This is a genomic window from Streptomyces sp. NPDC088794 (assembly GCF_044750545.1).
Lineage (GTDB): Bacteria > Actinomycetota > Actinomycetes > Streptomycetales > Streptomycetaceae > Streptomyces.
Genome location: NZ_JBIVKB010000001.1, coordinates 739,015 through 765,183, shown reverse-complemented (window position 1 = coordinate 765,183; position 26,169 = coordinate 739,015). Strand labels below are relative to the sequence as shown.

Annotated in this window: 24 protein-coding genes; 18 read left to right on the top strand and 6 right to left on the bottom strand. The window is 71.1% G+C overall.

The window, feature by feature from the left end; genetic code table 11:
• The first annotated feature begins 170 nt into the window (after nt 1-170).
• Nucleotides 171-1,871 (top strand): BCCT family transporter, encoded by a 1,701-nt coding sequence (locus ACIP6U_RS03495; RefSeq protein ID WP_401712267.1) that lies wholly within the window; start codon nt 171-173, stop codon nt 1,869-1,871.
• 70 nt (nt 1,872-1,941) lie between these two features.
• Here the strand turns inward: ACIP6U_RS03495 and ACIP6U_RS03490 are convergent, their stop codons facing one another.
• On the bottom strand, nt 1,942-2,889 hold the full coding sequence (locus ACIP6U_RS03490) for an FAD-dependent oxidoreductase (RefSeq protein WP_401712264.1): 948 nt from the start codon (nt 2,887-2,889) through the stop codon (nt 1,942-1,944).
• 66 nt (nt 2,890-2,955) lie between these two features.
• Here ACIP6U_RS03490 and ACIP6U_RS03485 point away from each other — a divergent pair, with 66 nt between their 5' ends.
• Nucleotides 2,956-3,978, top strand: coding sequence for an oxidoreductase (locus tag ACIP6U_RS03485; protein WP_401712261.1), 1,023 nt, complete (start codon nt 2,956-2,958; stop codon nt 3,976-3,978).
• Between the two features lie 48 nt (nt 3,979-4,026).
• Complete coding sequence (locus ACIP6U_RS03480) at nt 4,027-5,667, top strand: ABC-F family ATP-binding cassette domain-containing protein (RefSeq protein WP_401712258.1); 1,641 nt, start codon at nt 4,027-4,029, stop codon at nt 5,665-5,667.
• Nucleotides 5,668-5,755: 88 nt separating this feature from the next.
• Here the strand turns inward: ACIP6U_RS03480 and ACIP6U_RS03475 are convergent, their stop codons facing one another.
• A complete protein-coding gene (locus tag ACIP6U_RS03475) occupies nt 5,756-8,146 on the bottom strand; it encodes a Tex family protein (protein WP_401712255.1) in 2,391 nt (796 codons plus the stop codon).
• Between the two features lie 157 nt (nt 8,147-8,303).
• On the opposite strand from ACIP6U_RS03475, the gene ACIP6U_RS03470 reads away from it, so the two are divergent.
• Nucleotides 8,304-9,281 carry a GlxA family transcriptional regulator gene (locus ACIP6U_RS03470; protein ID WP_401712252.1) on the top strand — a complete coding sequence of 326 codons (978 nt, stop codon included), beginning with the start codon at nt 8,304-8,306 and terminating at the stop codon, nt 9,279-9,281.
• Between the two features lie 28 nt (nt 9,282-9,309).
• The gene (locus ACIP6U_RS03465) at nt 9,310-9,960 is read left to right on the top strand and encodes a DJ-1/PfpI family protein (protein WP_401712249.1); all 651 of its coding nucleotides are present in this window, start codon (nt 9,310-9,312) and stop codon (nt 9,958-9,960) included.
• Here ACIP6U_RS03465 and ACIP6U_RS03460 read toward each other — a convergent pair.
• The gene (locus ACIP6U_RS03460; RefSeq protein WP_401712246.1) at nt 9,932-10,687 is read right to left on the bottom strand and encodes an enoyl-CoA hydratase/isomerase family protein; all 756 of its coding nucleotides are present in this window, start codon (nt 10,685-10,687) and stop codon (nt 9,932-9,934) included. The two genes, ACIP6U_RS03465 and ACIP6U_RS03460, sit on opposite strands and share 29 nt — an antisense overlap.
• A gap of 66 nt (nt 10,688-10,753) precedes the next feature.
• Here ACIP6U_RS03460 and ACIP6U_RS03455 point away from each other — a divergent pair, with 66 nt between their 5' ends.
• Together ACIP6U_RS03455 and ACIP6U_RS03450 are read left to right on the top strand one after the other, a co-directional pair.
• Complete coding sequence (locus tag ACIP6U_RS03455) at nt 10,754-11,386, top strand: HdeD family acid-resistance protein (protein WP_401712243.1); 633 nt, start codon at nt 10,754-10,756, stop codon at nt 11,384-11,386.
• A 174-nt stretch (nt 11,387-11,560) separates the two neighbouring features.
• On the top strand, nt 11,561-12,070 hold the full coding sequence (locus ACIP6U_RS03450) for an ATP-binding protein (RefSeq protein ID WP_401712914.1): 510 nt from the start codon (nt 11,561-11,563) through the stop codon (nt 12,068-12,070).
• A gap of 3 nt (nt 12,071-12,073) precedes the next feature.
• Here ACIP6U_RS03450 and idi read toward each other — a convergent pair whose 3' ends face one another.
• The 3 genes from idi to galE all read right to left on the bottom strand — a co-directional run bounded on the left by idi (nt 12,074) and on the right by galE (nt 15,041).
• Entirely contained in the window at nt 12,074-12,667 is a 594-nt protein-coding gene (idi, locus tag ACIP6U_RS03445) for an isopentenyl-diphosphate Delta-isomerase (RefSeq protein ID WP_401712240.1), read from the bottom strand.
• A gap of 265 nt (nt 12,668-12,932) precedes the next feature.
• Entirely contained in the window at nt 12,933-13,868 is a 936-nt protein-coding gene (locus tag ACIP6U_RS03440; protein ID WP_401712237.1) for a cation diffusion facilitator family transporter, read from the bottom strand.
• Between the two features lie 183 nt (nt 13,869-14,051).
• The gene (gene galE, locus ACIP6U_RS03435) at nt 14,052-15,041 is read right to left on the bottom strand and encodes a UDP-glucose 4-epimerase GalE (RefSeq protein ID WP_401712235.1); all 990 of its coding nucleotides are present in this window, start codon (nt 15,039-15,041) and stop codon (nt 14,052-14,054) included.
• A gap of 289 nt (nt 15,042-15,330) precedes the next feature.
• Between galE and ACIP6U_RS03430 the strand changes: the two genes are divergently transcribed.
• The 11 genes from ACIP6U_RS03430 (at nt 15,331) to hpnE (ending at nt 26,165) form a co-directional block, all read left to right on the top strand.
• A complete protein-coding gene (locus tag ACIP6U_RS03430) occupies nt 15,331-17,115 on the top strand; it encodes a DUF5941 domain-containing protein (protein WP_401712232.1) in 1,785 nt (594 codons plus the stop codon).
• Nucleotides 17,112-17,864, top strand: coding sequence for a sugar phosphate nucleotidyltransferase (locus ACIP6U_RS03425; protein ID WP_401712229.1), 753 nt, complete (start codon nt 17,112-17,114; stop codon nt 17,862-17,864). The genes ACIP6U_RS03430 and ACIP6U_RS03425 overlap by 4 nt, the downstream gene beginning before the upstream one ends.
• Complete coding sequence (locus ACIP6U_RS03420; protein ID WP_401712226.1) at nt 17,852-18,913, top strand: iron-containing alcohol dehydrogenase family protein; 1,062 nt, start codon at nt 17,852-17,854, stop codon at nt 18,911-18,913. Before ACIP6U_RS03425 ends, ACIP6U_RS03420 begins: the two co-directional genes overlap by 13 nt.
• On the top strand, nt 18,891-19,670 hold the full coding sequence (locus tag ACIP6U_RS03415) for a CDP-alcohol phosphatidyltransferase family protein (RefSeq protein ID WP_401712223.1): 780 nt from the start codon (nt 18,891-18,893) through the stop codon (nt 19,668-19,670). Before ACIP6U_RS03420 ends, ACIP6U_RS03415 begins: the two co-directional genes overlap by 23 nt.
• Before the next feature lie 5 nt (nt 19,671-19,675).
• Nucleotides 19,676-20,548: a glycosyltransferase family 2 protein gene (locus ACIP6U_RS03410; protein WP_401712911.1), complete on the top strand. Its 873-nt coding sequence runs from the start codon at nt 19,676-19,678 to the stop codon at nt 20,546-20,548.
• Between the two features lie 93 nt (nt 20,549-20,641).
• Nucleotides 20,642-21,571 carry an ABC transporter permease gene (locus ACIP6U_RS03405; protein ID WP_401712220.1) on the top strand — a complete coding sequence of 310 codons (930 nt, stop codon included), beginning with the start codon at nt 20,642-20,644 and terminating at the stop codon, nt 21,569-21,571.
• Nucleotides 21,564-22,367: an ABC transporter ATP-binding protein gene (locus tag ACIP6U_RS03400; RefSeq protein ID WP_401712217.1), complete on the top strand. Its 804-nt coding sequence runs from the start codon at nt 21,564-21,566 to the stop codon at nt 22,365-22,367. Before ACIP6U_RS03405 ends, ACIP6U_RS03400 begins: the two co-directional genes overlap by 8 nt.
• A gap of 390 nt (nt 22,368-22,757) precedes the next feature.
• Nucleotides 22,758-23,660 (top strand): squalene synthase HpnC, encoded by a 903-nt coding sequence (gene hpnC / locus ACIP6U_RS03395; protein WP_401712214.1) that lies wholly within the window; start codon nt 22,758-22,760, stop codon nt 23,658-23,660.
• Nucleotides 23,657-24,604, top strand: coding sequence for a presqualene diphosphate synthase HpnD (gene hpnD / locus ACIP6U_RS03390; RefSeq protein ID WP_401712211.1), 948 nt, complete (start codon nt 23,657-23,659; stop codon nt 24,602-24,604). The genes hpnC and hpnD overlap by 4 nt, the downstream gene beginning before the upstream one ends.
• Nucleotides 24,604-24,741 carry a DUF6380 family protein gene (locus ACIP6U_RS03385; protein WP_401712208.1) on the top strand — a complete coding sequence of 46 codons (138 nt, stop codon included), beginning with the start codon at nt 24,604-24,606 and terminating at the stop codon, nt 24,739-24,741. The genes hpnD and ACIP6U_RS03385 overlap by 1 nt, the downstream gene beginning before the upstream one ends.
• Entirely contained in the window at nt 24,738-26,165 is a 1,428-nt protein-coding gene (hpnE, locus tag ACIP6U_RS03380) for a hydroxysqualene dehydroxylase HpnE (protein WP_401712205.1), read from the top strand. Before ACIP6U_RS03385 ends, hpnE begins: the two co-directional genes overlap by 4 nt.
• The last annotated feature ends 4 nt before the right edge of the window (nt 26,166-26,169 follow it).

Genomic DNA, 26,169 nt, shown 5'->3' with positions numbered 1-26,169 from the left:
GTCAGCGTGGGGTCGCCTGACATGGCACCGCCAGACGTTTCAGGCATAGCTGAAACCACGACTCGGACCGGGACCGAGTGCCGCGGCCGCCCGGACCACGCCACCTGTGATAGGCCCTTGGGGCATAGCTCGACAGATACGCCCAAAACGCCTAGGGGAAGGTGCCGCCGATGACCGACGATCCGCAGCAGGGAGGCGACCGGGAAGGCGCGTCGGCCCCGCCCGGCAACCGCACCGACCGGGTGGTGTTCGGTGTCACCGCCGCCATCACCGTGGCCTTCGTGATCTGGGGCTGGGCGGCGACGGACTCCCTGGAGAGCGTCTCCACGACGATGCTCAACGGCCTGATCCACAACGGCGGTTGGGCCTTCATGCTGTCCGCCTCGTGCTTCGTGGCCTTCGCCCTGTGGCTGGCGATCAGCCGCTACGGCCGCATCCACCTCGGCGCCGAGGGCGAGGAACCCGAGTTCCGCACGGTGTCCTGGGTCGCGATGATGTTCAGCGCCGGCATGGGCATCGGCCTGATGTTCTACGGCGTCAGCGAACCGCTCGCGCACTACACGACCCCGCCGCCGGGAACCACCCCCGCCGACTCCGGCGAGCGGATGCAGACGGCGATGGCCACCACCCTCTTCCACTGGACGCTGCACCCCTGGGCGATCTACGCGGTGGTCGGCCTCGGCATCGCCTACAGCACCTTCCGCAAGCGCCGCCGCCAGACCATCAGCGCGGTCTTCACCCCGCTCATCGGGGAGCGGCACGCGAACGGCGCCGCAGGCCGGGTCATCGACATCCTCGCGATCATCGCCACCGTCTTCGGCTCCGCCGCCTCCCTCGGTCTCGGCGCGCTCCAGATCGGCTCCGGATTCCAGGAGTTGGACTGGATGGACGACGTGAGCACCGGCCTGCTCGTCGCCATCATCGCCGTGCTGACCCTGGCGTTCGTCGCCTCGGCGGTCTCCGGCGTGGAGAAGGGCATCCAGTGGCTGTCCAACATCAACATGGTGCTGGCCCTGATCCTGGCGGTCTTCGTCTTCATCGCGGGCCCCACGATCATCGTCCTCGACCTGCTGCCCACCTCGATCTTCGCCTACCTCGGCGACCTGCCCCAGCTCGCGGGCCGCACGGAGGCCAGCGGCGGCAAGGGCGTCGCGGACTGGCTCGGCAGCTGGACCGTCTTCTACTGGGCCTGGTGGATCTCCTGGACGCCCTTCGTCGGCATGTTCATCGCCAGGATCAGCCGCGGCCGCACCATCCGGCAGTTCGTCGGCGGCGTCATCCTCGTGCCCAGCACGGTCAGTCTCGTCTGGTTCGCGGTCTTCGGCGGTACGGCGATGAAGCTGAAGGAGGGCGGCGCGCTGGGCGGCAAGTCGACGCCCGAGGCCCAACTCTTCGGCGTCCTCCAGGAGTTCCCCATCGCGACCGCCACCAGCCTCCTGGTGATGATCCTGGTCGGCATCTTCTTCGTCTCCGGAGCCGACGCCGCGTCCATCGTGATGGGCACGCTCTCCCAGAAGGGTGCCCTGGAACCCGGCCGGTTCGTCGTCGTGTTCTGGGGCGTGGTCACCGGGGCCGTCGCGGCCATCATGCTGCTCGTGGGCAGCGGTGAGGACGACGCCCTCACCGGCCTGCAGAACCTCACCATCCTGGCCGCCGCGCCCTTCGTCCTGGTGATGATCGGCATGTGCGTCGCCCTCCTGCGCGACCTCCGCCGCGACCCGGTCATCGTGCGCGGCGAGATGGGCTCCGAGGCCGTCGAACTCGCCGTGATCGAGGGCCACAAGAAGTACGACGGCGACTTCGAGATCAAGGTCGGACCGGGCCCGGGCACCGACACGGAGGGCGACCCCTTGGGGCACGACCACGGGTGAGGGGGGCGGGCGGGGCGGAACACGGCGTGGCTCACCGGCTGTTGGCCCAGCCGCCCAGCCGCCCAGCCGCTCAGGCGGACGCGAGCCCCGCCGTCTCCTCCGCGCACCCCCACGCCACCGTCACACCCGCCCCGCCGTGACCGTAGTTGTGCACCAACAACCGCCCGTCCGCGAGGACTTCACTCTCCAACCGGACCGCGTCCCGGGCCGGCCGCAACCCCACCCGGTGCTCCAGCACCCGCGCCCCGGCGATCTCCGGCCGCAGGGCCGCGCACCGTCGTACGATCGCCTCGGCCACCGCCGGATCCGGCTCGGTGGTCCAGGCGTGCTCGTCCGCCGTGCCACCGAGCAACAGGCGGCCGGGCTGGGGGAAGAAGTACGCCATCTCGCCGTCGTCGGCGGTGGTGACCAGCCAGGTGTCGATCCCCGGGTTCTCCACCACGACCAACTGGCCTCGGACGGGATACACGTTCGCGTCCGGCACCAGCTCACGGGCGCCGAGGCCCGAGCAGTTGACCACCACCGGCGCGTCCGCCTCCGCGAGCGCGGACACCGTACGCTCCTCGACCACCCCGCCCGCCTTCGCCAACCGCCCCCGCAGCCACGGCAGATGGGTCGGCATGTCGATCAGCGGCAACCGCGCCCACAGTCCCGTCCCGGCGTACTCGTCACCCGTCGCCGCCCGCAGCCCCGGCACCCGCGCCGCCCACGGCCCCAACTCGTCCAGCCGCGTCTCACCGAGTACGCCCTCGGCCATGCGTACGCCCGTCTCCGCGGGTCGCGCCGCCAACTCCTCGTACACCCCGAGGGAGCGCAGCGCCCACGCGCCGGTCCGCGCCTCCGGTTCGATCCGGTACGGCCACCAGAGCGCCCCGGCAACGGCCGAGGTCGTGCGCTCGGCCGGATCCCGGGACCAGACCCGCACCCGTATCCCGCGTTCGGCGAGAACGACGGCCGTGGTCAGGCCGACGACCCCGCCACCGACCACGATGACATCGCTGTTCGATCCGCTCTCCATTCCCGGACCGTAGCGGAATGTCCCATGCCGTGCGCAGATCGCTGTCGCTGCGGGAATACTCACAGCATGTCTGTCGAGTACGCGACCTTCGGCCTGGCACCGGCGATGCGTGCCGGTGGAGTCCTCGTCAATGGTGACTACCAGGTTCACCGGGACTTCCTGGACTTCATCGTCGACGGACGCCCGCTGCTGTTCCAGCTCTCCGACCTCGACGCCGTCTCCCCACTGGCCTCCGACATCCCACCCGCGATCTTCACCGAACAGGTCCGCAGCCTGCTCCTGGAGGCGGACGCCCCGCTTCCGGACGGGCGTTACGTCATCTACGGCTGCCCCGACTGCGCCGACCTGGCCTGCGGCGCGGTCACCGCGGTCATCGAGAAGGACGGCGACGACTACATCTGGCGGGACTTCGCCTGGCAGACCGACGAACACGCCGACCTGGAGCTCAACGGCTACCACGGCATAGGGCCGCTCCGCTTCCACGGCACCGAGTACCGCGAGGCCCTCGCCGCCCTCCTCGACGGCGGCCCTGGCAGCACCCGCCGCCGGGTCCTGCTGATCGGCGCCCGCGTCGCCCTGCTCGCCAAACTCGCCGCCGCCCTGCGCATCATCGGCATCGGCGCCGACATCGCCCACGACACGAACGACGTCCACACCGACGAACTGCGCGGCTACGGCGCCGTCGCCTTCGGCCGCGCGGTCACCGAGCAGGAACGTGCCTCCGTACGCCACGCCTTCGAACAGGCCGGCGTCGACGTCGCCTACGTCGACGGCCTCGCCCCGATAGTCCCGCTGCTCGTCGCCCAGATCGAACACGCCCTGGACCGCAGCCCGGTGGAGCTGCGCCGCCTCACCCGCCTGGTCGCCGCCGACGGCGAGGCGGGCGTCGAGGTCACCTCGTCCTGCCGGGTCAGCCTCACGGCGTACCGCCTCGACCGCCTCTACCGTGCCCACGCACACGAGGTCTTCGACGGCGTCCTCGAACCGGGCCGCCACCGCATCGCCCTGGACGCCAGGGCGGTGAAGGGGCAGTCCTTCGTGGTGGCGCGGACCGCCGGGAGTGTGCTGGTGGAGGCGATGGCGCGGTGAGAACCCGGCGGCGGGGGACGGCACCCGGACGTTAGGATCGGCGGTCTGATGACTGCCACCCTCGTCGCCAAGAACCTCGCCGCCGGACATGGCGACCGCTCCCTCTTCGCCGGGCTCGACCTCGTCGTCGCGCCCGGCGACGTGATCGGGTTGGTCGGTGCCAACGGCGCGGGCAAGTCCACGCTGCTCAAGATGCTCGCGGGCCTGCTCGCACCGGAGGAGGGCGAGCTGCGGCTCTCCCCGCCGAGCGCCACCGTCGGCCACCTCCCGCAGGAGCCCGAGCGCAGGACCGGCGAGACGGTACGGGAGTTCCTGGCCCGCCGCACCGGTGTCGCCGAGGCCCAGCGGGTGATGGACGAGGCCACCCAGGCGCTGGTCGACGGCGCGCCCGGATCCGACGACGCCTACTCGACGAGCCTGGAGCGCTGGCTCGACCTCGGCGGCGCCGACCTCGACGAGCGGGCCGCGGAGGTCACCGACTCCCTGGGCCTGTCCGTGGACCTCGACCAGCCCATGACCGCCCTCTCCGGTGGCCAGGCGGCCCGCGCCGGACTCGCCTCCCTCCTCCTGTCCCGCTACGACGTCTTCCTCCTCGACGAGCCCACCAACGACCTCGACCTGGACGGCCTGGAGCGCCTGGAGCGCTTCGTCTCCGGCCTGCGCGCCGGCATGGTCGTCGTGTCGCACGACCGCGAGTTCCTCACCCGCACGGTCACCAAGGTCCTCGAACTCGACCTGGCCCAGCAGCAGATCACCCTCTACGGCGGCGGCTACGAGGCCTATCTGGAGGAACGGGACGTGGCCCGCCGGCACGCCCGCGACGACTTCGAGGAGTACGCCGACAAGCGCTCCGCCCTCCAGGACCGCGCCCAGATGCAGCGCGGCTGGATGGACAAGGGTGTCAAGAACGCCCGCCGCAAGGCGAACAACGACAACGACAAGATCGGCCGCAAGTTCCGCAGCGAGGCCAGCGAGAAGCAGGCCGCGAAGGCCCGCCAGACCCAGCGCATGATCGAACGTCTCGACGTCGTCGAGGAGCCCCGCAAGGAGTGGGACCTGCGCATGGAGATCGCCTCGGCCCCGCGCTCGGGTGCCGTCGTGGCCACCCTGCGCGAAGCCGAGATCCGCCGCGGCGACTTCGCCTTCGGCCCGGTCACCCTCCAGATCGACTGGGCGGACCGGGTGGCGGTGACCGGGGCGAACGGCGCCGGCAAGTCGACCCTGCTCGGCGCCCTCCTGGGCCGCATCCCGCTGGACTCCGGCACGGCCTCGCTCGGCTCCGGCGTCCTGGTCGGCGAGGTCGACCAGGCTCGCCAGCTGTTCCACGGCGAGGAGTCCCTGCTGGACGCGTTCTGCGCGGCCGTCCCGGACACCGAGCCGGCCGAAGTACGCACCCTCCTGGCCAAGTTCGGCCTCAAGGCCCACCACGTCATGCGCTCGGCGGCGACCCTCTCCCCGGGCGAACGCACGAGGTCGGCCCTGGCCCTCCTCCAGGGCCGAGGAGTCAACCTCCTCGTCCTGGACGAGCCCACCAACCACCTCGACCTACCGGCCATCGAGCAACTGGAGTCCGCCCTCGACGCCTACGAGGGCACGCTCCTCCTCGTCACCCACGACCGCCGCATGCTGGACGCGGTCCATGTGACGCGCCGCCTGGAGGTGGCGGCGGGAAAGGTGGAGGAGCGCTGACTGTTCAGCCGACGGTCCGCGTCGCGCCCCTTGAGGGGCGCGGGGAACTGCGCGACCAGCCACAACGGACCGTCAGTTCCCCACCACCTCAGCGCTTGCCGTCCTTCGGATTCAGCAACCCCGCCTTGCGAAGAGCATCGGCCATCGCACTGTTGGCCGGCGGCGCAGCCGCTTGCCGCGAACCACCCCCACCTCCACCGCCCTGCCGCTGCTGCCGCGGCTGAGGCGGACGACCACCCCGCTGCCGACGCTCACCCCCGCCATCCTGCTGACCCTGCGGACGCGCAGCCGCCTCGTCGTCCAGCCGCAAGGTCAGCGAGATGCGCTTACGCGGGATGTCCACGTCGAGCACCTTCACCTTGACGATGTCACCCGGCTTCACGACCTCACGCGGGTCCTTGACGAACGTCTTCGACAGCGCGGAGACATGCGCAAGACCGTCCTGGTGGACGCCGACGTCGATGAACGCCCCGAACGCGGCGACGTTCGTGACGACACCCTCCAGCACCATCCCGGAGGTGAGGTCCGAGATCTTCTCGACGCCGTCCTTGAACGTGGCCGTCTTGAAGGCGGGCCGCGGGTCGCGACCCGGCTTCTCCAGCTCCTTGAGGATGTCCGTCACGGTCGGCAGACCGAACGTCTCGTCCACGAACTCGGTCGGCTTCAGCGAGCGCAGCACACCCGTGTTGCCGATGAGCGAGGCGACTTCCTGCCCGGACGTCTTCACCATGCGCCGGACCACCGGATAGGCCTCGGGGTGCACGCTGGACGCGTCCAGCGGGTCGTCACCGCCGCGGATCCGCAGGAAGCCCGCGCACTGCTCGTAGGCCTTGGGGCCGAGCCGCGCCACCTTCTTCAGCTGGCCGCGTGAGGTGAACGGGCCGTTGGAGTCGCGGTGGGCCACGATGTTCTCGGCGAGCCCGGAGGTGATGCCGGAGACCCGGGAGAGCAGCGGGGCCGACGCCGTGTTGACGTCCACGCCGACGCCGTTCACACAGTCCTCCACCACCGCGTCCAGCGAACGCGACAGCTTCACCTCGGACAGGTCGTGCTGGTACTGGCCGACGCCGATCGACTTGGGGTCGATCTTCACCAGCTCGGCGAGCGGGTCCTGAAGGCGGCGCGCGATGGAGACGGCGCCGCGCAGCGACACGTCCATGTCGGGCAGCTCCTGCGAGGCGAACGCGGAGGCCGAGTACACGGAGGCGCCGGCCTCGGACACCATCACCTTGGTGAGCTTCAACTCCGGGTGCTTGGTGATGAGTTCACCGGCGAGCTTGTCGGTCTCACGGGACGCCGTGCCGTTGCCGATCGCGATCAGATCGACCGCGTGCTCCTTCGCGAGCCGGGCCAGCTTGGCGATCGCCTCGTCCCACTTGTTGGCCGGGACGTGCGGGTAGATGACGTCGGTCGCCACCACCTTGCCGGTCGCGTCGACGACGGCCACCTTCACACCCGTACGGAACCCGGGGTCCAGGCCGAGCGTCGCGCGCGTGCCGGCCGGGGCGGCGAGCAGCAGGTCGCGCAGGTTGGAGGCGAAGACGTTGACCGCCTCGTCCTCGGCGGCCGTGCGCAGCCGCAGCCGCATGTCGATGCCGAGGTGCACCAGAATCCGGGTGCGCCAGGCCCAACGGACCGTGTCCGTCAGCCACTTGTCACCGGGACGACCGCGGTCGGCGACCTGGAACCGGTGGGCGACGATCCCCTCGTACGACGAAGGCCCCTCCGTCGCCTCCTCCGGCTCCAGGACGAGGTCGAGGACCTCCTCCTTCTCGCCGCGCAGCATGGCGAGGGTCCGGTGCGAGGGCAGGGCCGTGAACGGCTCGGCGAAGTCGAAGTAGTCGGCGAACTTGGCGCCCGCCTCCTCCTTGCCCTCCCGCACCTTGGCCGCCAGGCGGCCACGCACCCACATGCGCTCGCGTAGCTCGCCGATCAGGTCGGCGTCCTCCGCGAACCGCTCGGTGAGGATCGCCCGGGCACCGTCGAGGGCGGCCTGCGGATCGGCCACGCCCTTGTCGGCGTCGACGAACGCGGCGGCCGCGGCCAGTGGTTCCACGGTCGGGTCGCTCAGCAGCCCCTCCGCGAGCGGCTCCAGACCGGCCTCACGCGCGATCTGCGCCTTGGTGCGCCGCTTGGGCTTGTACGGCAGGTAGATGTCCTCAAGGCGCGCCTTGGTCTCCGCGGCGCGGATCTGCGCGGCCAGCTCGTCGGTGAGCTTGCCCTGCTCGCGCACCGACTCCAGGATCGCCGTGCGCCGCTCCTCCAGCTCCCGCAGATAACGCAGCCGCTCCTCGAGCGTGCGCAGCTGCGCGTCGTCGAGCATCTCGGTCGCTTCCTTGCGGTAGCGCGCGATGAAAGGCACCGTCGAGCCGCCGTCGAGCAGCTCGACCGCCGCCTTGACCTGCCGCTCCCGTACGCCGAGTTCCTCGGCGATCCTGCCTTCGATGGACCCTGGTTCGATGGATCCGGCTGTCGTCACGATCCCGTACCGCCTTCTCGCTGGGGTTGCGCGGCAATTGTGGCAGGTCGCACCGACACCCGGGGATCAGGGCGCCGCCCTGTGGACAACCCGCATGGCAGGAAAGGTGGGAAGCCCGTCATTGCGGCCATGCGCGCGCCCGCCGAGAATCGACGGCATGGCGCAGCGAACCGTTCTCGTCGTCCTCTTCGACGGCGTCCAGAGCCTCGATGTCACCGGCCCGGTGGAGGTGTTCGCGGGCGCGGAGAAGGGCGTGCCGGGCTCGTACCGCATCCGTACGGCCTCCCTGGACGGCGGTCCCGTGCGCACCTCCAGCGGCCTCACCCTCGTACCGGACCAGGCACTCACGGAGGCGCCGGACCCACACACCCTCCTGGTCCCCGGCGGCGCGGGCACCCGCAGCCCCGACCCGCGCCTGGTCGACTGGCTGCGCGCGCACGGCACGCGCGCGAAGCGGCTGGTCTCGGTGTGCACCGGAGCGCTGCTGCTGGCCGAGGCGGGTCTGCTGGACGGCCACCGCGCGACCAGCCACTGGTCGGTGTGCGAGAAGCTCGCCCGCGACCACCCGGCCGTCGAGGTCGATCCGGACCCCATCTACATCCGCGACGGACACCTCGCCACCTCGGCCGGCGTCACCTCCGGCATCGACCTCGCGCTCGCCCTGGTCGAGGAGGACGTCGGCCGGGAGACCGCCCTCTCCATCGCCCGCCACCTCGTCGTCTTCCTCCGACGCCCGGGAAACCAGGCCCAGTTCAGCGCCCAGCTCGTCGCGCAGACGGCCCAGCGCGAGCCACTGCGCGAGGTCCAGCAGTGGATCACCGAGCACCCCGGCGACGACCTCTCCGTGGAGGCCCTCGCGACCCGTGCCAGCCTCTCGCCCCGCCACTTCGCCCGTGCCTTCCAGACCGAGACCGGCATGACGCCGGGCCGCTACGTCGAGCGCGTCCGCCTCGAACACGCCCGCCGCCTCCTGGAGGACACCGCCGACGGCATCGAGGAGGTCTCCCGCGCCTGCGGCTACGGCACGCCCGAGGCGATGCGGCGCGCCTTCGTCAGATCCCTCGGGACGGCACCCGCCGAGTACCGCCGCCGGTTCCGCCCGGCGCCGCCCACTGAGCACCCGCAGACCGGCTGACACACCCGCAGCCCGAAGGGGGAACCCCATGCAGTTCGCCATCGTCCTCTACGACCGCTTCACCGCCCTCGACGCCGTCGGCCCCTACGAGACCCTGGGCCGCCTCCCGGACTCCGAGGTCGTCTTCGTCGCCGAGCGGACCGGGCCCGTCCGCACCGACAGCGGGAGCCTCGCGCTGATCGCCGACCGGACCCTGGCCGAGGTGCCGAACCCGGACGTCGTGGTCGTCCCCGGCGGCCCCGGCCAGACCCCGCAGATGGACAACGAGGCACTGCTGGACTGGATCCGCGCCACCGACGCCACGAGCACCTGGACCACGTCCGTATGCACCGGCTCGCTGCTCCTTGCCGCCGCCGGGCTGCTCGACGGACGCCGCGCGACCTCGCACTGGCTGGCCCTCGACGAGCTGAAGAGGTTCGGCGCCGAGCCGACGGGGGAGCGGGTCGTCTTCGACGGCAAGTACGTCACCGCGGCGGGGGTCTCCTCGGGCATCGACATGGGCCTCGCCCTGCTCGGCCGGATGTCGGGCGATGTCGTCGCCCAGGCCGTGCAGTTGGGCATCGAGTACGACCCGCAGCCGCCCTACGACGCGGGGTCCCCGCAGAAGGCGCCCGCGGACGTCGTCGAACTGATCCGCTCGATGAGCCGGTTCATCCTCGGAAAGGAACCGACCACGTGAAGCGCGGCTGCCTGCGATCCAGGAACGCGGCGACCCCCTCCGCGGTGTCGTCGCTGCCGCGCGCCTGTTCGGCCCAGTAACCGTCCCTGTCCGTACGCCCGTTGGCGAATTCCTTCGCTGCGGCCTGCGTGAGCTGCGAGCGTGCGGCCAGGATCCTGGTGAACTCCGCGACCCGCTTGTCGAGTTCGCCCGCCGGCAGCACCTCGTCCACCAGGCCCGTGCGCTGCGCCCGCTCGGTGTCGATCAACTCACCCGAGAACAACAGGTACTTGGCGGCGGCCGGACCCACCAGCGACACCAACCGCCGGGTGGACGAGGACGCGTACACGATCCCCAGCTTCGCCGGTGTCACCCCGAACAGCGCACCCTCCTCGGCGAACCGCAGATCGCAGGCCGCCGCGAGCTGCGCGCCGCCGCCCACGCAGTGCCCGCGGATCGCGGCCAGCGTCGGCTTCGGGAAGGCCGCGAGAGCCTCCTCGGCACCCACCGCCAGCGACTGGGCCTCCTTCGGCGACCCCCGCAGCGTGGAGATGTCGGCCCCCGCGCAGAACGTCCCGCCCTCCCCGGTCAGCACCAGCGCCCGCACCTCGGGGTCGGCCGCGAGGGTGTCGAGCAGTGGCGGCAGGGCGGCCCACATCGCGGCCGTCATGGCGTTGCGCTTGGCCGGGTGGTGGATGACGACGGTGGCGACGGAGTCGGTGACCGTGTGCAGCAGCTGGGGCTCCATGGCCGGATGCTAGCCGCAGCCCACGACCGTACGATCAAGGAGGGGGCCGACCGCGAGGAGACTGCGATGGCCACAGCCCGACAGGACGAGGCCGCGAAACTGCACCGAGGTTTCGGCTGGCTCGCCGCGCTCGGCGTGATCCTGGTGCTCGCCGGACTCGTCGGGCTCGTCTACACCGGGGTCGCCACCCTGACCTCGATGCTCCTCTTCGGCTGGCTGCTGCTGATCGGCGGCGCGGTCGGACTCCTGCACGCGGTCCAGGCGCGCGGCACCAACTTCTTCTGGCTCGGTGTCATCGTCGCGGCCCTGAACATCGCCGCGGGCGTGGTCGTCATCCGCCGCCCCGACGCGGCGGCCGCGGCCCTCACCATGTTCGCCGCCCTGCTCTTCCTCACCGCCGGTCTCTTCCGGCTCGTGGGCAGTCTGGTGGTACGCGGTCCGCAGTTCGGCTGGACCCTCCTCCTCGGCGCCTTCGACCTGCTGCTCGGCATCCTGGTGCTGGGGAACTGGCCGAGCAGCAGCAAGTACGTCATCGGCTGTTTCTTCTCGCTCGCGCTGCTCTTCGACGGACTCGGACTGATCGCGACCGGTTTCGGCGGTCGGCGGATCGTCGGTCTGGTCTCCGAGCGGCTCGCCGGGGAGGACGACGCGCGGGACGGACCGGGCCGGGCGCACGCCAAACCCGTACCCCCCGAATAGGTCGCGAAGTCGGCGCGGAGTGGACAGGAACGGTCGCGTCGCCGACCTCGTCATGCGGCAGCGGTCAGAAGTGCTCGATATTCGCTGACTTCTGTTCAGTCATCCGGAGCGGAGCGGGTCGTTATCAACACTCGAGGTGTGGTGACAATCGAGCGCAAGGGTGGCGACCGGACGATGGAGAACCACGGGCGCGGGTCCGGCCCACGCCCAGACGGCGACACGGACGAGCCCCGTGACCCGAGGGCCCCGGATCCGCTGCCGTACGAAGGTGTCTGGCGGTTCACCGCCCCCGCCGTCGACGCCTCGGTCCCGCAGGCGCGACACGCCGTGCGGGACCTGCTGTACCGCCAGGGAGTACCCCTCTCCGACGACCTCGTCCAAGGCGTGCTGCTGATCGTCTCGGAGCTGGTCACGAACGCCGTCCGGCACGCGGCCCTGCTGTCGCCGATGCTCGCCGTGGAGGTCGCGGTGGGCGCCGAGTGGGTGCGGGTGTCCGTCGAGGACAACCACCCCTACCGCCCGACCGCCCTGGAGGCCGACCACGGCCGGACCGGCGGCCGGGGGCTGCTGCTGGTGCGCGAGATCACCCGGGAGGCGGGCGGGGTGTGCGACGTCGAGCACACGTCGAGCGGCGGCAAGGTGATCTGGGCCGCGCTGCCGCTCAAACCCGTGCGGGTCCTCTGAGACTCACCAGTCGGCCGACGGACCGGTCAGCTCCCGCACCGCGGGCCGGGCCGCGTCGAGGACCGTCATGAACCAGGACGAGAAGGGGTCCTTGGCGTGCCGCTCGGCCAGCTCGGCGGGGGTCACGAACGCCGTGTCGCCGACCTCCTCCTCGTCGGGCCGCAGCTTCGACTGCACCAGGCCCACGAAGAGGTGGTTGTACTCCTGCTCGACCAGGCCCGAGGCCGGGTCCGGGTGGTTGTAGCGGACCGTGCCCGCCTCGGCGAGCAGCGTCGGGGACACCCCCAGCTCCTCGTACGTCCGCCGGGCCGCCGCCGCGAAGGGCGCCTCGCCGGGATAGGGGTGACCGCAGCAGGTGTTGGACCACACACCGGGGGAGTGGTACTTGCCCAGCGCCCGCTGCTGGAGCAGCAGCCGGCCGCGCTCGTCGAAGAGGAACACGGAGAACGCGCGGTGCAGCCGGCCCGGGGGCTGATGGGCGGAGAGCTTCTCCGCGGTGCCGATCGTGACGCCGTTCTCGTCGACCAGTTCGAGCAAAATGGCGTCTGCGGTGCCGTTCGACGGACTGTGCGTCGCGGTGGCTGGTGTGATCGGCATACCCATCCTTCGCATCGGTTCTCGCCGCCCAAGTCTGCCGTACGAATCCGGCACTCCCGGCACTTCGCGGTGCGCCCGCATGTCCCGCGCGCGGCACGGGCGGCGACGGTCACCGGTCGGACGCCGGAACAGGGGCCCGGTAGGTCATCGTGCCCCTGGCGGTCGGCGGGGAACCGCGCGGGGCGGGCGTACTGATGTGCAGGACGCCGATGCGCGCCGGACGGCTGCATTCCGCGCCGGAGGCGCCCCACCTGCCCCGCCTGCCTCAGTGGCAGAGCTTCGCCTCGTGCTCCGCGTGTCCGACCGGTTCCAGCTGGAAGGTGCAGTGCTCCACGTCGAAGTGGTCGCCGAGGCACTCCTGGAGCTCGTGCAGCATCTTCTCGTGGCCGATCGCGCTGAGCACGTCGGAGCGCACGACCACGTGCGCCGACAGCACCGGCATGCCGGAGGTGATCGTCCAGGCGTGCAGGTCGTGGACGTCCTCCACCCCGTCCAGGGCCAGCATGTGGGACCGCACGTCGGCCATGTCGACGCCCTTGGGTGCCGTCTCCAGGAGCACGTCCAGCGTCTCGCGCAGCAGCTTCAGGGTGCGCGGCACGATCATCAGGCCGATCACCAGCGAGGCGATCGGGTCGGCGGCCTGCCAGCCGGTGCCCAGGATCACCAGCGCCGAGATGATCACCGCGAGCGAGCCGAGGGCGTCCGCGACGACCTCCAGGAACGCCCCGCGCACGTTCAGGCTCTCCTCCTGGCCGCGCACAAGGAGCGTCAGCGACACCATGTTGGCGACCAGGCCGATCGCGCCGAACACGATCGTCAGCCCGCCCTCGGTGGCGGCCGGCGTGACGAACCGCTGGACCGCCTCGTACAGGACGTAGCCGCCGACCCCGAGCAGCAGCAGACAGTTGGCGAGCGCGGCGAGGATCTCGGCGCGGGCGAACCCGAAGGTGCGGTTGCCGGTCGCCGGACGGTTGGCGAAGTGGATGGCGAGCAGCGCCATGCCCAGGCCCAGCGCGTCGGTCGCCATGTGCGCGGAGTCCGCGATCAGCGCCAGCGAGTCTGCGAGCACTCCGCCGACCACCTCGATCACCATCACGCCGAGCGTGATCGACAGCGCGACCCGCAGCCGACCGCGGTACGCCGAGGCGGCCGTACCCGTCGTCGGCCCATGCGCGTGTCCGTGGTCGTGTCCTGCCCCCATGACAGCCCTTCCTGTGGTCGGCCCGGGATCACAGTGAACTACGGGTGGGGGGTATCGGGCAACGCGGCACTGAACACCGTTGTCATGTGCCGTGACCTGCGGAAACGATATGCAGGTCAGGGCACCCTCAGTAGCCCGGCCGGTGGTTTGCTCGGAGGCTCGGTCAGTGCCTCGGTCGGTGCCTCAGCCGGTGGCTCGGTCGCCGTGGTGCAGCAGCCAGCCCTGCCACGCCGACTCGACCATGTCGCGTACTCCGCGCCCGGCCGTCCAGCCCAGTTCCCGCCCGGCGAGCGCGGCCGAGGCGACGGCGCGCGGCGCGTCCCCGGGCCGGCGCCCCTCGACGAGCGCCGGCCGGGTGTCACCGGTGACCTCACCGATGAGCGTGACCAACTCCCGTACCGAGACGCCCTCGCCGCGACCGATGTTCACCGTGAGGTCACCGGCGGCGGTACCGGTGGCCTCGCCGAGCCGTCGGGCCGCCGCCAGATGCGCCTCGGCCAGGTCGGCGACGTGGATGTAGTCGCGGACGCAGGTGCCGTCCGGTGTCGGGTAGTCGGCGCCGAAGATCCGCGGCGCCTCGTCGCGGGTGAGCCGGTCGAAGACCATCGGCACGATGTTGAAGACACCGGTGTCGGCCAACTCCGGCGCGGCGGCGCCCGCCACGTTGAAGTAGCGCAGGCACACGGTCGAGATGCCGTGCGCCCGGCCCGCCGCCCGGACCAGCCACTCACCGGCCAGCTTGGTCTCGCCGTACGGGTTCACCGGCGCGCACGGGGTGTCCTCCGTGATGAGGTCCACATCGGGGTTGCCGTACACGGCCGCGGACGAGGAGAAGACGAACCTGCCGATCCCGGCCTCGGCCACCGCCTCCAGGAGCGTGGCGAGGCCGCCGACGTTCTCCCGGTAGTAGCGGGTCGGCTGCGCCACGGACTCGCCCACCTGCTTGCGGGCGGCCAGGTGCACCACACCGGTCACCTCGTGCTCGGCGAAGACCTGCTTCAGCAGACCGGCGTCGAACGTCGAACCCTCGATCAGCGGGACGCCGGCGGGCAGTCGGGCCGGCACACCCGCGGAGAGGTCGTCCAGCGCGACGGCACGTTCCCCGGCCCCGGCCATGACCCTCGCCACATGGGCCCCGATGTATCCCGCTCCGCCTGTGATCAGCCATGTCATGGTCGTCCACCCTATGTCGGCACCGCGGAGCGCCCTCGATGTCCTGGATGCCCGGCCCGAAGGGGGTGATAGCGGGCACGGTTTGTGGGCGGAGCCCAAAATCACCGATGATGATCGCGGCGAAGGCCAGTGGATCCGGCGTTGATCAGCTCATGAACGGGCGGTGAACGCCTGCCTTCCGGCATCCGATAGCCTCTGCCGACATGCCGCCCGCCTGGTGCATCCAAGGGGCGCCCCCATCGTGTACATGACCGGCGCTCGTGCGTCGGCACCCAGGGAGTGAGTTCGGTTGTCGACCGCCATCCTCACCGGTCAGCCGGTCCCCGGATCGTCGATCGAGGGTGATCTGCGGTCCCTCGGTTTCGACGTGCTGGTGGCCGTCGACGCCGTCGACGCGGAGCGGCTCGTCGCGCAGGTGCCCTCCGACGGGCGGGTCGCCCTGGTCGACGCCCGTTTCGTCGGACACGTGCACGCGCTGCGCCTCGGTCTCACCGACCCCCGCTTCCCGCTCGCCGCGATCGCCGGTGCCGTCACCGCGCAGCCCGAGGGCCGGGCGACCCTCACCCGGGCGCTGGCCCGCGAGACCTCGGCGGGCGGCGGTACGGCCCTGGCCGTCGACAGCCTCCCCGACCGCATAGTCACCGCCCTGGACGACGACGGCGCCGACGTCCGCAGCCCCGAGCTCGGCAGTCTCGTCGCCGCCGTCCCGGCCGACCCGCAGGCCCGCAACGAGGCACGGCAGGCCGTCGCCGACGTGGACGACGAGGCCGTACGCCTGAAGTCGGCGGTGAAGGCCCGCGACGGCTTCTTCACGACCTACTTCATCAGCCCGTACTCCCGCTACATCGCCCGCTGGTGCGCCCGCCGCGGCCTCACCCCGAACCAGGTCACCACCGCCTCCCTCATCACCGCGCTGATCGCGGCGGGCTGCGCGGCCACCGGCACCCGCGCCGGGTACGTCGCGGCCGGCGTGCTGCTGATCGCGTCCTTCGTCCTGGACTGCACCGACGGCCAGCTCGCCCGCTACTCCCTCCAGTACTCCACGCTCGGCGCCTGGCTCGACGCCACCTTCGACCGGGCCAAGGAGTACGCCTACTACGCCGGCCTCGCGCTGGGAGCCGCCCGTGGCGGTGACGACGTATGGGCTCTCGCGCTCGGCGCGATGGTCCTGCAGACCTGCCGGCACGTCGTCGACTTCTCCTTCAACGAGGCCAACCACGACGCGACCGCCAACACCAGCCCCACCGCCGCCCTCTCCGACAAGCTCGACAGCGTCGGCTGGACGGTGTGGCTGCGCCGGATGATCGTGCTGCCGATCGGCGAACGCTGGGCGATGATCGCGGTCCTCACCGCCGTCACCACCCCGCGCATCACCTTGTACGTCCTTCTCATCGGCTGTGCCTTCGCGGCGACCTACACGACCGCCGGGCGGGTACTGCGCTCGCTGACCCGCAAGGCGCGGCGCACCGACCGGGCGGCGCAGGCGCTGGCGGACCTCGCCGACAACGGGCCGCTGGCCGGACTGGTCGCGCGGGTCGCTCCGCGCTTCCCGGCGCCGGTGAGCGCCGCGGCCGGCGGGCTCCTCGTGGTGATCTCCGCCGCAGTCTGGGGCACCACCTGGCCGACCGTGCTGGGCGCCGCCGGCTACGTCCTGCTCTCCGGCCTCGCCCTCGCGCGCCCCCTCAAAGGCGCTCTGGACTGGCTCGTTCCGCCCTTCTTCCGGGCGGCCGAGTACGGCACCGTCCTGATCCTGGCGGCGAAGGCGGACGTGAACGGAGCACTTCCGGCGGCTTTCGGACTGGTGTCCGCCGTCGCCTACCATCACTACGACACGGTGTACCGCATCCGTGGCGACGCCGGAGCGCCCCCCGCGTGGCTGGTGCGCGTCATCGGGGGACACGACGGGCGGACGCTGCTCGTCACCGCTTTGGCCGCGCTGCTCACGGCCTCGCAGTTCACGCTCGCGCTCACGGTCCTCGCGGTTGCCGTGGCCCTGGTGGTGCTCGCCGAGAGCATCCGCTTCTGGGTGTCCGCAGGGGCCCCCGCAGTACACGATGAAGGAGAAACCGCATGATCGGCCTCGTGCTGGCGGCCGGCGCCGGACGGCGTCTGCGCCCCTACACCGACACCCTGCCCAAGGCGCTGGTGCCGGTGGGGCCCGCGGGCGCCGAGGACTCGATCACGGTGCTCGACCTCACCCTCGGCAACTTCGCCGAGATCGGCCTGACCGAGGTCGCCGTCATCGTCGGCTACCGCAAGGAGGCCGTGTACGAGCGCAGGGCGGAGCTGGAGCGCAAGTACGGCGTCAAGCTCACCCTCATCGACAACGACAAGGCCGAGGAGTGGAACAACGCCTACTCCCTCTGGTGCGGCCGTGACGCCCTCAAGGACGGCGTGATCCTCGCCAACGGCGACACCGTCCACCCGGTCTCCGTCGAGCGGGCGCTGCTCGCCGCGCGCGGTGAGGGAAAGCGGATCATCCTGGCCCTGGACACGGTGAAGGATCTCGCCGACGAGGAGATGAAGGTCGTCGTCGACCCCGAGAAGGGGATGACGACGATCACCAAGCTGATGGACCCCGCCGAAGCCACCGGCGAGTACATCGGCGTCACGCTCATCGAGGGCGACGCGGCCCCCGAACTGGTCGACGCGCTCAAGACCGTCTGGGAGACCGACCCCCAGCAGTTCTACGAGCACGGCTACCAGGAGCTCGTGAACCGCGGCTTCCGGATCGACACCGCGCCCATCGGTGACGTGCAGTGGGTGGAGATCGACAACCACGCCGACCTCGCCCGCGGACGGGAGATCGCGTGCCAGTACTGACCCGGCTCATTCCCTCGCCGCTCGTCGTCGACATCCGCCCGGGTGCCCTCGAGGACCTGGCGGGAGTGCTCGCCGACGAGCGCATCTCGCAGTCCGGCCGGCTCGCCGTCGCCGTCAGCGGCGGCTCCGGCGCCCGGCTGCGCGCGCGGCTTGAGCCGACGCTGCCCGGTGCCACCTGGTACGAGGTCGGCGGCGGCACCCTCGACGACGCCGTGCGGCTGGCGGGCGAGATAAAGGCCGGTCACTACGACGCGGTCGTGGGCCTGGGCGGCGGCAAGATCATCGACTGCGCCAAGTTCGCCGCGGCACGCGTGGGCCTGCCCCTGGTCGCGGTGCCGACCAACCTCGCGCACGACGGTCTCTGCTCGCCGGTCGCCACCCTCGACAACGACGCCGGGCGCGGCTCCTACGGAGTGCCGAACCCGATCGGCGTGGTCATCGACCTCGATGTGATCCGCGAGGCCCCCGCCCGCTTCGTACGGGCCGGCATCGGCGACGCGATCTCCAACATCAACTCGATCGCGGACTGGGAGCTGTCCCACCGGGTCAACGGCGAGAAGGTCGACGGCCTCGCCGCGGCCATGGCCCGGCAGGCCGGCGAGGCGGTGCTGCGACACCCCGGCGGCATCGGGGACAACGACTTCCTCCAGGTCCTCGCCGAGGCGCTGGTCCTCACCGGTGTCGCCATGTCGATCTCGGGCGACTCCCGGCCCGCCTCGGGCTCCTGCCACGAGATCAACCACGCCTTCGACCTGCTCTTCCCCAAGCGCGCGGCCAGCCACGGCGAGCAGTGCGGCCTGGGCGCGGCCTTCGCGATGTACCTGCGCGGAGCCCACGAAGAGGCGGCCTTCATGGCCCAGGTGCTGCGCCGGCACGGACTGCCGGTGCTCCCGGAGGAGATCGGCTTCACGACCGCGGAGTTCGTCCGGGTCGTGGAGTTCGCCCCCGAGACCAGGCCCGGCCGCTACACGATCCTCGAACACCTCGACCTCAAGACCGACCAGATCAAGGACATCTACGCCGACTATGTCAAGGCCATCGGTAGCTGAACTCCGCCCGGTCGTCCACCCCCCGGGGGTCAAGGACCGGCGCAGCGGTGAGCACTGGATGGGGCGCCTCTACATGCGAGAGGTGTCCCTGCGCGTCGACCGTTACCTGGTGAACACCAGGGTCACGCCCAATCAGCTCACGTACCTGATGACTGTCTGCGGCGTGCTCGCGGCCCCCGCGCTGCTGGTGCCGGGGATCCCGGGCGCCGTGCTCGGCGTGCTCGCGGTCCAGCTGTACCTGCTGCTCGACTGCGTGGACGGCGAGATCGCCCGCTGGAAGAAGCAGTACTCGCTGGGCGGGGTCTACCTGGACCGGGTCGGCGCCTATCTGACCGACGCGGCCGTGCTCGTCGGCTTCGGGCTGCGCGCCGCCGACCTGTGGGGCAGCGGTCGTATCGACTGGCTGTGGGCCTTCCTCGGCACCCTCGCCGCGCTCGGCGCGATCCTGATCAAGGCCGAGACCGATCTGGTCGGTGTCGCCCGGCACCAGACCGGTCAGGCCCCCGTCCAGGAGGCCGCGTCCGAGATGCGCTCCTCCGGCATGGCGCTGGCCCGCCGGGCCGCCGCCGCGCTCAAGTTCCACCGGCTGGTGCTCGGCATCGAGGCGTCCCTGCTGATCCTGGTGCTGGCCATCGCCGACCAGGTGCGCGGCGACCTGTTCTTCTCGCGGCTCGGTGTCGCCGTCCTGGCCGGCATCGCGCTGGTGCAGACCCTGCTGCACCTCGTGTCCATCCTCGCCTCCAGCAGGCTGAAGTGAGCGCCATGCGGGTCGGCGCGGTGATCATCACCATGGGCAACCGCCCCGACGAGCTGCGGGCCCTGCTCGACTCGGTCGGCAAGCAGGACGGCGACCCGGTCGAGGTCGTCGTCGTCGGCAACGGCTCGCCGGTCCCGGACGTCCCGGACGGCGTGCGCACGATCGAGCTGTCGGAGAACCTCGGCATCCCCGGCGGCCGCAACGTCGGCATCGAGGCCTTCGGCCCCAGTGGTCGAGATGTAGACATATTGATGTTCCTCGACGACGACGGCCTGCTCGCGCAGCACGACACCGCCGAGCTGTGCCGCCGGGCCTTCGAGGACGACCCCCGACTCGGCATCATCAGTTTCCGCATCGCCGATCCCGAGACCGGGATCACCCAGCGCCGGCACGTCCCGCGCCTGCGCGCCGCCGACCCGATGCGCTCCTCCCGGGTCACCACCTTCCTCGGCGGCGCCAACGCCGTCCGCACCAAGGTCTTCGCCGAGGTCGGCGGCCTCCCGGACGCGTTCTTCTACGCCCATGAGGAGACCGACCTGGCCTGGCGGGCCCTGGACGCGGGCTGGATGATCGACTACCGGTCCGACATGGTGCTCTACCACCCCACGACCGCCCCCTCGCGGCACGCGGTCTACCACCGCATGGTCGCCCGCAACCGCGTCTGGCTCGCCCGCCGCAATCTCCCCGCGCCCCTGGTCCCGGTCTACCTCGGCAGCTGGCTGCTGCTCACCCTCGTCCGCCGCCCCTCGCGGTCCGCCCTGCGGGCGTGGTTCGGCGGCTTCCGGGAGGGCTGGAGCACGCCCTGCGGACCGCGCAGGCCCATGAAGTGGCGTACGGTGTGGCGGCTGACCCGACTGGGCCGCCCCCCTGTGATCTGACAAGCTCTTTGCTGTGAGCCGTCGGGTCCGATCGGCCCCGGTCCCATGCCAGCCCGCACGGGTGCGCATCCCGAAGACGAAGGTTTTCCACTGGTGAGTGAGACAACGCACGACGGCACGGTCGCACCGAGTGCCCCCGCGGTGCCCGCCGAGGGCCTCACGGCGGCCCAGCTCGCCTCCAAGTACGGGCTGACCGTGAGCGGGGCCCGGCCCTCCCTCGTCGAGTACGTCCGCCAACTCTGGGACCGGCGGCACTTCATCCTCGCCTTCTCGCGGGCGAAGCTGACCGCCCAGTACAGCCAGGCGAAGCTCGGCCAGCTCTGGCAGGTGGTGACCCCGCTGCTGAACGCGGCGGTCTACTTCTTCATCTTCGGCATGATCCTGAAGGCGAACCGCGGCCTGTCGCACGACGTCTACATCCCGTTCCTGGTCACCGGCGTCTTCGTGTTCACCTTCACGCAGAGCTCGGTGATGGTCGGCGTCCGCGCGATCTCCGGCAACCTCGGCCTGGTCCGCGCCCTGCACTTCCCGCGCGCCTCGCTGCCGATCTCCTTCGCGCTCCAGCAACTCCAGCAGCTGCTCTACTCGTTGATCGTGCTGTTCGTGGTGGCCGCCGCCTTCGGCAGCTATCCGGACCTGTCCTGGCTGCTGATCGTGCCGGCGCTCGCCCTTCAGTTCCTCTTCAACACCGGACTCGCCCTGGTCTTCGCCCGGGCCGGTTCCGCGACCCCGGACCTCGCGCAGCTGATGCCGTTCGTGCTGCGCACCTGGATGTACGCGTCCGGCGTGATGTTCTCCATCCCGATCTTCCTGGCCGACAAGCCGCAGTGGCTGGCGAACGTCCTGCAGTGGAACCCGGCGGCGATCTACATGGACCTGATGCGCTTCGCGCTCATCGACGGCTACGGCGCCGAGAACCTCCCCGACCACGTCTGGGCGGTCGCGGTCCTGTGGGCGGTGTGCCTGGCCGTCGGCGGGTTCGTCTACTTCTGGAAGGCGGAGGAAAGGTACGGCCGTGGCTGAGCACAATCCCGTCGAGCAGGCTGGCGAGCAGGGTGCGGACCGCATCCCCACCGTCGTCGCCGAGGAACTGCACATCGTCTACCGCGTCAACGGCGCCAAGACCGGCAAGGGCAGCGCCACTTCCGCGCTGAGCCGGATCATCAAGCGCGGCGAAGAGCGGGGCGTGCGCAAGGTGCACGCCGTGCGGGGCGTCTCGTTCGTCGCCTACCGCGGCGAGGCCATCGGTCTGATCGGTTCCAACGGCTCCGGCAAGTCGACCCTGCTGCGCGCCATCGCCGGTCTGCTGCCCGCCGAGAGCGGCCGCGTCTACACCGGTGGCCAGCCCTCCCTGCTCGGCGTGAACGCGGCCCTGATGAACGACCTGACCGGTGAGCGGAACGTCATCCTGGGCGGGCTCGCCATGGGCATGTCCCGCGAGCAGATCAGGGAGCGCTACCAGGAGATCGTCGACTTCTCCGGGATCAACGACAAGGGCGACTTCATCACCCTGCCGATGCGCACCTACTCCTCCGGCATGGCGGCCCGGCTGCGCTTCTCCATCGCCGCCGCCAAGGACCACGACGTCCTCATGATCGACGAGGCCCTCGCCACCGGCGACGCGGCCTTCCGCAAACGTTCCGAGGAGCGCATCCGCGAGCTGCGCAAGGAAGCCGGCACGGTGTTTCTCGTCAGTCACAACAACAAGTCGATCCGGGACACCTGCGACCGCGTGCTGTGGCTGGAACGCGGTGAGCTGCGGATGGACGGACCCACCGAAGAGGTCCTCCAGGAGTACGAGAAGTTCACGGGCAAGTAGTCCACCCCGACATGGGCAGTCCGGCCCACCACGCTTCCACGGGCCCCGCCGGAACCTCTCCGGCGGGGCCCCGCGTCTGCAAAGGAAACGTCAACTCGTGGTCGCCTTAGGAATCTTGGCGCCAATCGGTGTGTTCTTGTGATGTGCAGGACACCCCAGAGAACCTCGCTGCGTTGTACAACGTAAGCTGGACCGGTCCCGAAACGCGGCAAGTGGGGCGATAATGCGCGACACCCTCGTACGGGACGACTGTGCGGACGGCTGGGCGGCGTGTCCGAAATAGTGTGTATTGGGTCGGCAGTGTAGAACGGGAGATGTGACGGCAATGGCTACGGAAACTCCCCAGCTCAACGGAGCTGCCTGTGCCGTCCCCGCGCCGGGAAGTGAGCGGTGACGGGAACCGGTACGCCGGCCTCCGGTGATCCGGAGCGCGGCACGCTCGACAAGGCCGCGGGCGAGAACTTCCCCGTGGCACCTTTCTTCCTGCCCAAGGCCTGGCGCACCGACCTGATGGCGGTCTACGGCTTCGCCCGCCTCGTCGACGACATCGGCGACGGCGACCTGGCCCCCGGCGGCGCCGACGCCCGGCTGCTCGGCGTGGAGCCCGCGGCGGCCGAGGACCGGCTGCTGCTCCTGGACGCCTTCGAGGACGACCTGCACCGGGTCTTCGACGCGACCCCGCGCCACCCCCTGCTGCGCCGCCTCCAGCCGACCGTCCGCCGCTGCGCGCTGACCCCCGAGCCCTTCCTCGGCCTGATCGCCGCCAACCGCCAGGACCAGCTGGTCAGCCGCTACGAGACCTACGACGACCTGCTCGCCTACTGCGAGCTCTCGGCCAACCCCGTCGGTCGCCTCGTCCTCTCGGTCACCGGCACCTCGACCCCCGAGCGGATCCATCTCTCGGACGCGATCTGTACCGCACTTCAGATCGTCGAACACCTGCAGGACGTGGCCGAGGATCTCGGCAACGACCGCATCTACCTGCCCGCCGAGGACATGAAGCGGTTCCATGTCCAGGAAACGGATCTCGCCACGGCCAGCGCGGGCGCGTCGGTACGCGCCCTGGTTGCATACGAAGCGGAACGCGCACGCGATCTCCTGAATGAAGGCGCCCCCCTGGTGGGTAGCGTCCACGGCAGGTTGAAGCTGCTGCTCGCGGGGTTCGTGGCAGGGGGGAGGGCGGCGATCAAGGCGATCGCCGCCGCTGAATACGACGTACTTCCCGGCCCGCCCAAGCCCGGCAAGATCCAGCTGCTGCGCGAGGTGGGCGTGACTCTGCGAGGAGAGGGGTGATCCGGACCGTGGACGCACCACAGGTGTCCCCGCCGGTACTCGCCGCCTACAGCTACTGCGAGGCCGTCACCGGACAGCAGGCCCGTAACTTTGCTTACGGGATCCGCCTGCTGCCCACGCCGAAGCGACGCGCCATGTCGGCGCTGTACGCGTTCTCCCGGCGGGTCGACGACATCGGGGACGGCACGCTGGCGGTCGACGTCAAGAGCGCGAGACTCGAGGAGACCCGGGCGCTGCTGACCCGGGTCCGCGAGGGGACGGTCGACGAGGACGACACCGACCCGGTCGCGGTCGCCCTCACCCATGCCGCCCAGGCCTTCCCGATCCCGCTCGACGGCCTGGACGAGCTGATCGACGGCGTCCTGATGGACGTACAGGGCGAGACCTATGAGACCTGGGACGACCTGAAGGTCTACTGCCGGTGCGTGGCGGGCGCGATCGGGCGGCTCTCGCTCGGTGTGTTCGGCCCCGAGCCGGGGGCGCCCGGCGTCGAGCGCGCGTCGGAGTACGCCGACACGCTCGGCCTTGCGCTGCAGCTCACCAACATCCTCAGGGACGTCCGCGAGGACGCCGAGAACGGGCGGACCTATCTGCCCGCCGACGACCTCGCGAAATTCGGGTGCTCGGCCGGGTTCGACGGGCCGACCCCGCCGGAGGGCTCCGACTTCGCGGGTCTCGTCCACTTCGAAGTGCGACGGGCCCGCACCCTTTTCGCCGAGGGCTACCGGCTGCTCCCCATGCTCGACCGGCGGAGCGGCGCCTGCGTGGCCGCCATGGCCGGGATCTACCGCCGGCTGCTCGACCGGATCGAGCGCGACCCGGAGGCCGTGCTGCGCGGCCGGGTCTCGCTGCCCGGGCGGGAGAAGGCGTACGTCGCCGTGCGCGGGCTGTCCGGCCTGGACGCCCGCGGTGTGACGCGGAGGACCATCAGGAGGCGCGCCTGATGGACAATTCGGTCCAAGGTGATTCCACCGGAGAAAAACGGCGCGCAACCCTCCGGTCGCGGACGGCGTCCATGACTGCAACGGCCCGCCGCGCGGAGTTCGACCGCGGCGGCCGCTCGGGGGAGGGCGCACGATGACCGACGGGACGCAGTCCGAGGGGCTGCCCGCGGACGTCCCGGCACATGCCGGGCGGGACGCCGTCGTGGTCGGCGGCGGGCTCGCCGGCATCACCGCCGCGCTCGCACTGGCCGACGCGGGTGTCCGCGTCACCCTGGTCGAGGGCAGGCCGAGACTGGGTGGCCTGGCCTTCTCCTTCCAGCGCGGCGAACTGACCGTCGACAACGGCCAGCACGTGTACCTGCGCTGCTGCACCGCCTACCGCTGGTTCCTCGACCGGATCGAGGGCACGGCGCTGGCACCGCTGCAGGATCGTCTCGACGTGCCCGTGCTCGACGTCGACAAGCCGGAGGGACGGCGGCTGGGACGGCTGCGCCGCGACGCGCTGCCGGTACCGCTGCACCTGGGGCGCAGCCTCGCCACCTACCCGCATCTCTCGCTCGCCGAGCGTGCCAAGGTCGGACGTGCCGCGCTCGCGCTCAAAGGGCTCGACCTCGCCGATCCGAGCCTGGACGCACAGGACTTCGGCAGCTGGCTGACCGCGCACGGTCAGTCGGCGCGTGCCATCGAGGCCCTGTGGGACCTGGTCGGGGTCGCCACTCTCAACGCGGTCGCGGGCGACGCCTCGCTGGGGCTCGCCGCGATGGTGTTCAAGACCGGTCTGCTGTCCGAACCGGGCGCGGCCGACATCGGATGGGCGCACGTCCCGCTGGGTGAACTGCATGACCGGCTGGCCCGCAAGGCGCTCGACTCCGCGGGCGTGCGTACCGAGATCCGTACACGAGTCACCTCCATCTCTACTGACGAGAACGGGCGCTGGAGCGTTCAGGTTCCCGGCGAGACCATCGAGGCGGACACGGTCGTCCTCGCCGTGGCCCAGCGCGAGGCCCACGATCTGCTGCCCGCGGGCGCGCTCGACGCCCCCGAACGGCTCCTCGACATCGCCACCGCGCCGATCCTCAACGTGCACGTCGTCTACGACCGCAAGGTGCTCGACAAGCCCTTCTTCGCCGCGCTCGGCACCCCGGTGCAGTGGGTCTTCGACCGGACCGACGCCTCTGGGCTGCGCGAGGGCCAGTACCTTGCGCTCTCCCAGTCGGCCGCCCAGGACGAGATCGACGCGCCGGTGGCCGAGCTGAAGGAGCGTTACCTCCCGGAGCTGGAGCGGCTGTTGCCCGGCACCCGTGGCGCCGAGGTGAGGGACTTCTTCGTGACCAGGGAGCGCACGGCGACGTTCGCTCCGACCCCCGGCGTCGGGCGGCTGCGGCCCGGCGCCCGCACCAAAGCCCCCGGCCTGTACCTGGCCGGTACGTGGACCGCCACAGGGTGGCCCGCGACCATGGAGAGTGCGGTCCGCAGTGGGGTGAGCGCGGCGGACGCCGCTCTCGCCGCCCTGGGCCGGCCCCGCCCCCGTCACCTCTTCGAAGTCGAGGAGGCGGCGTGACGCT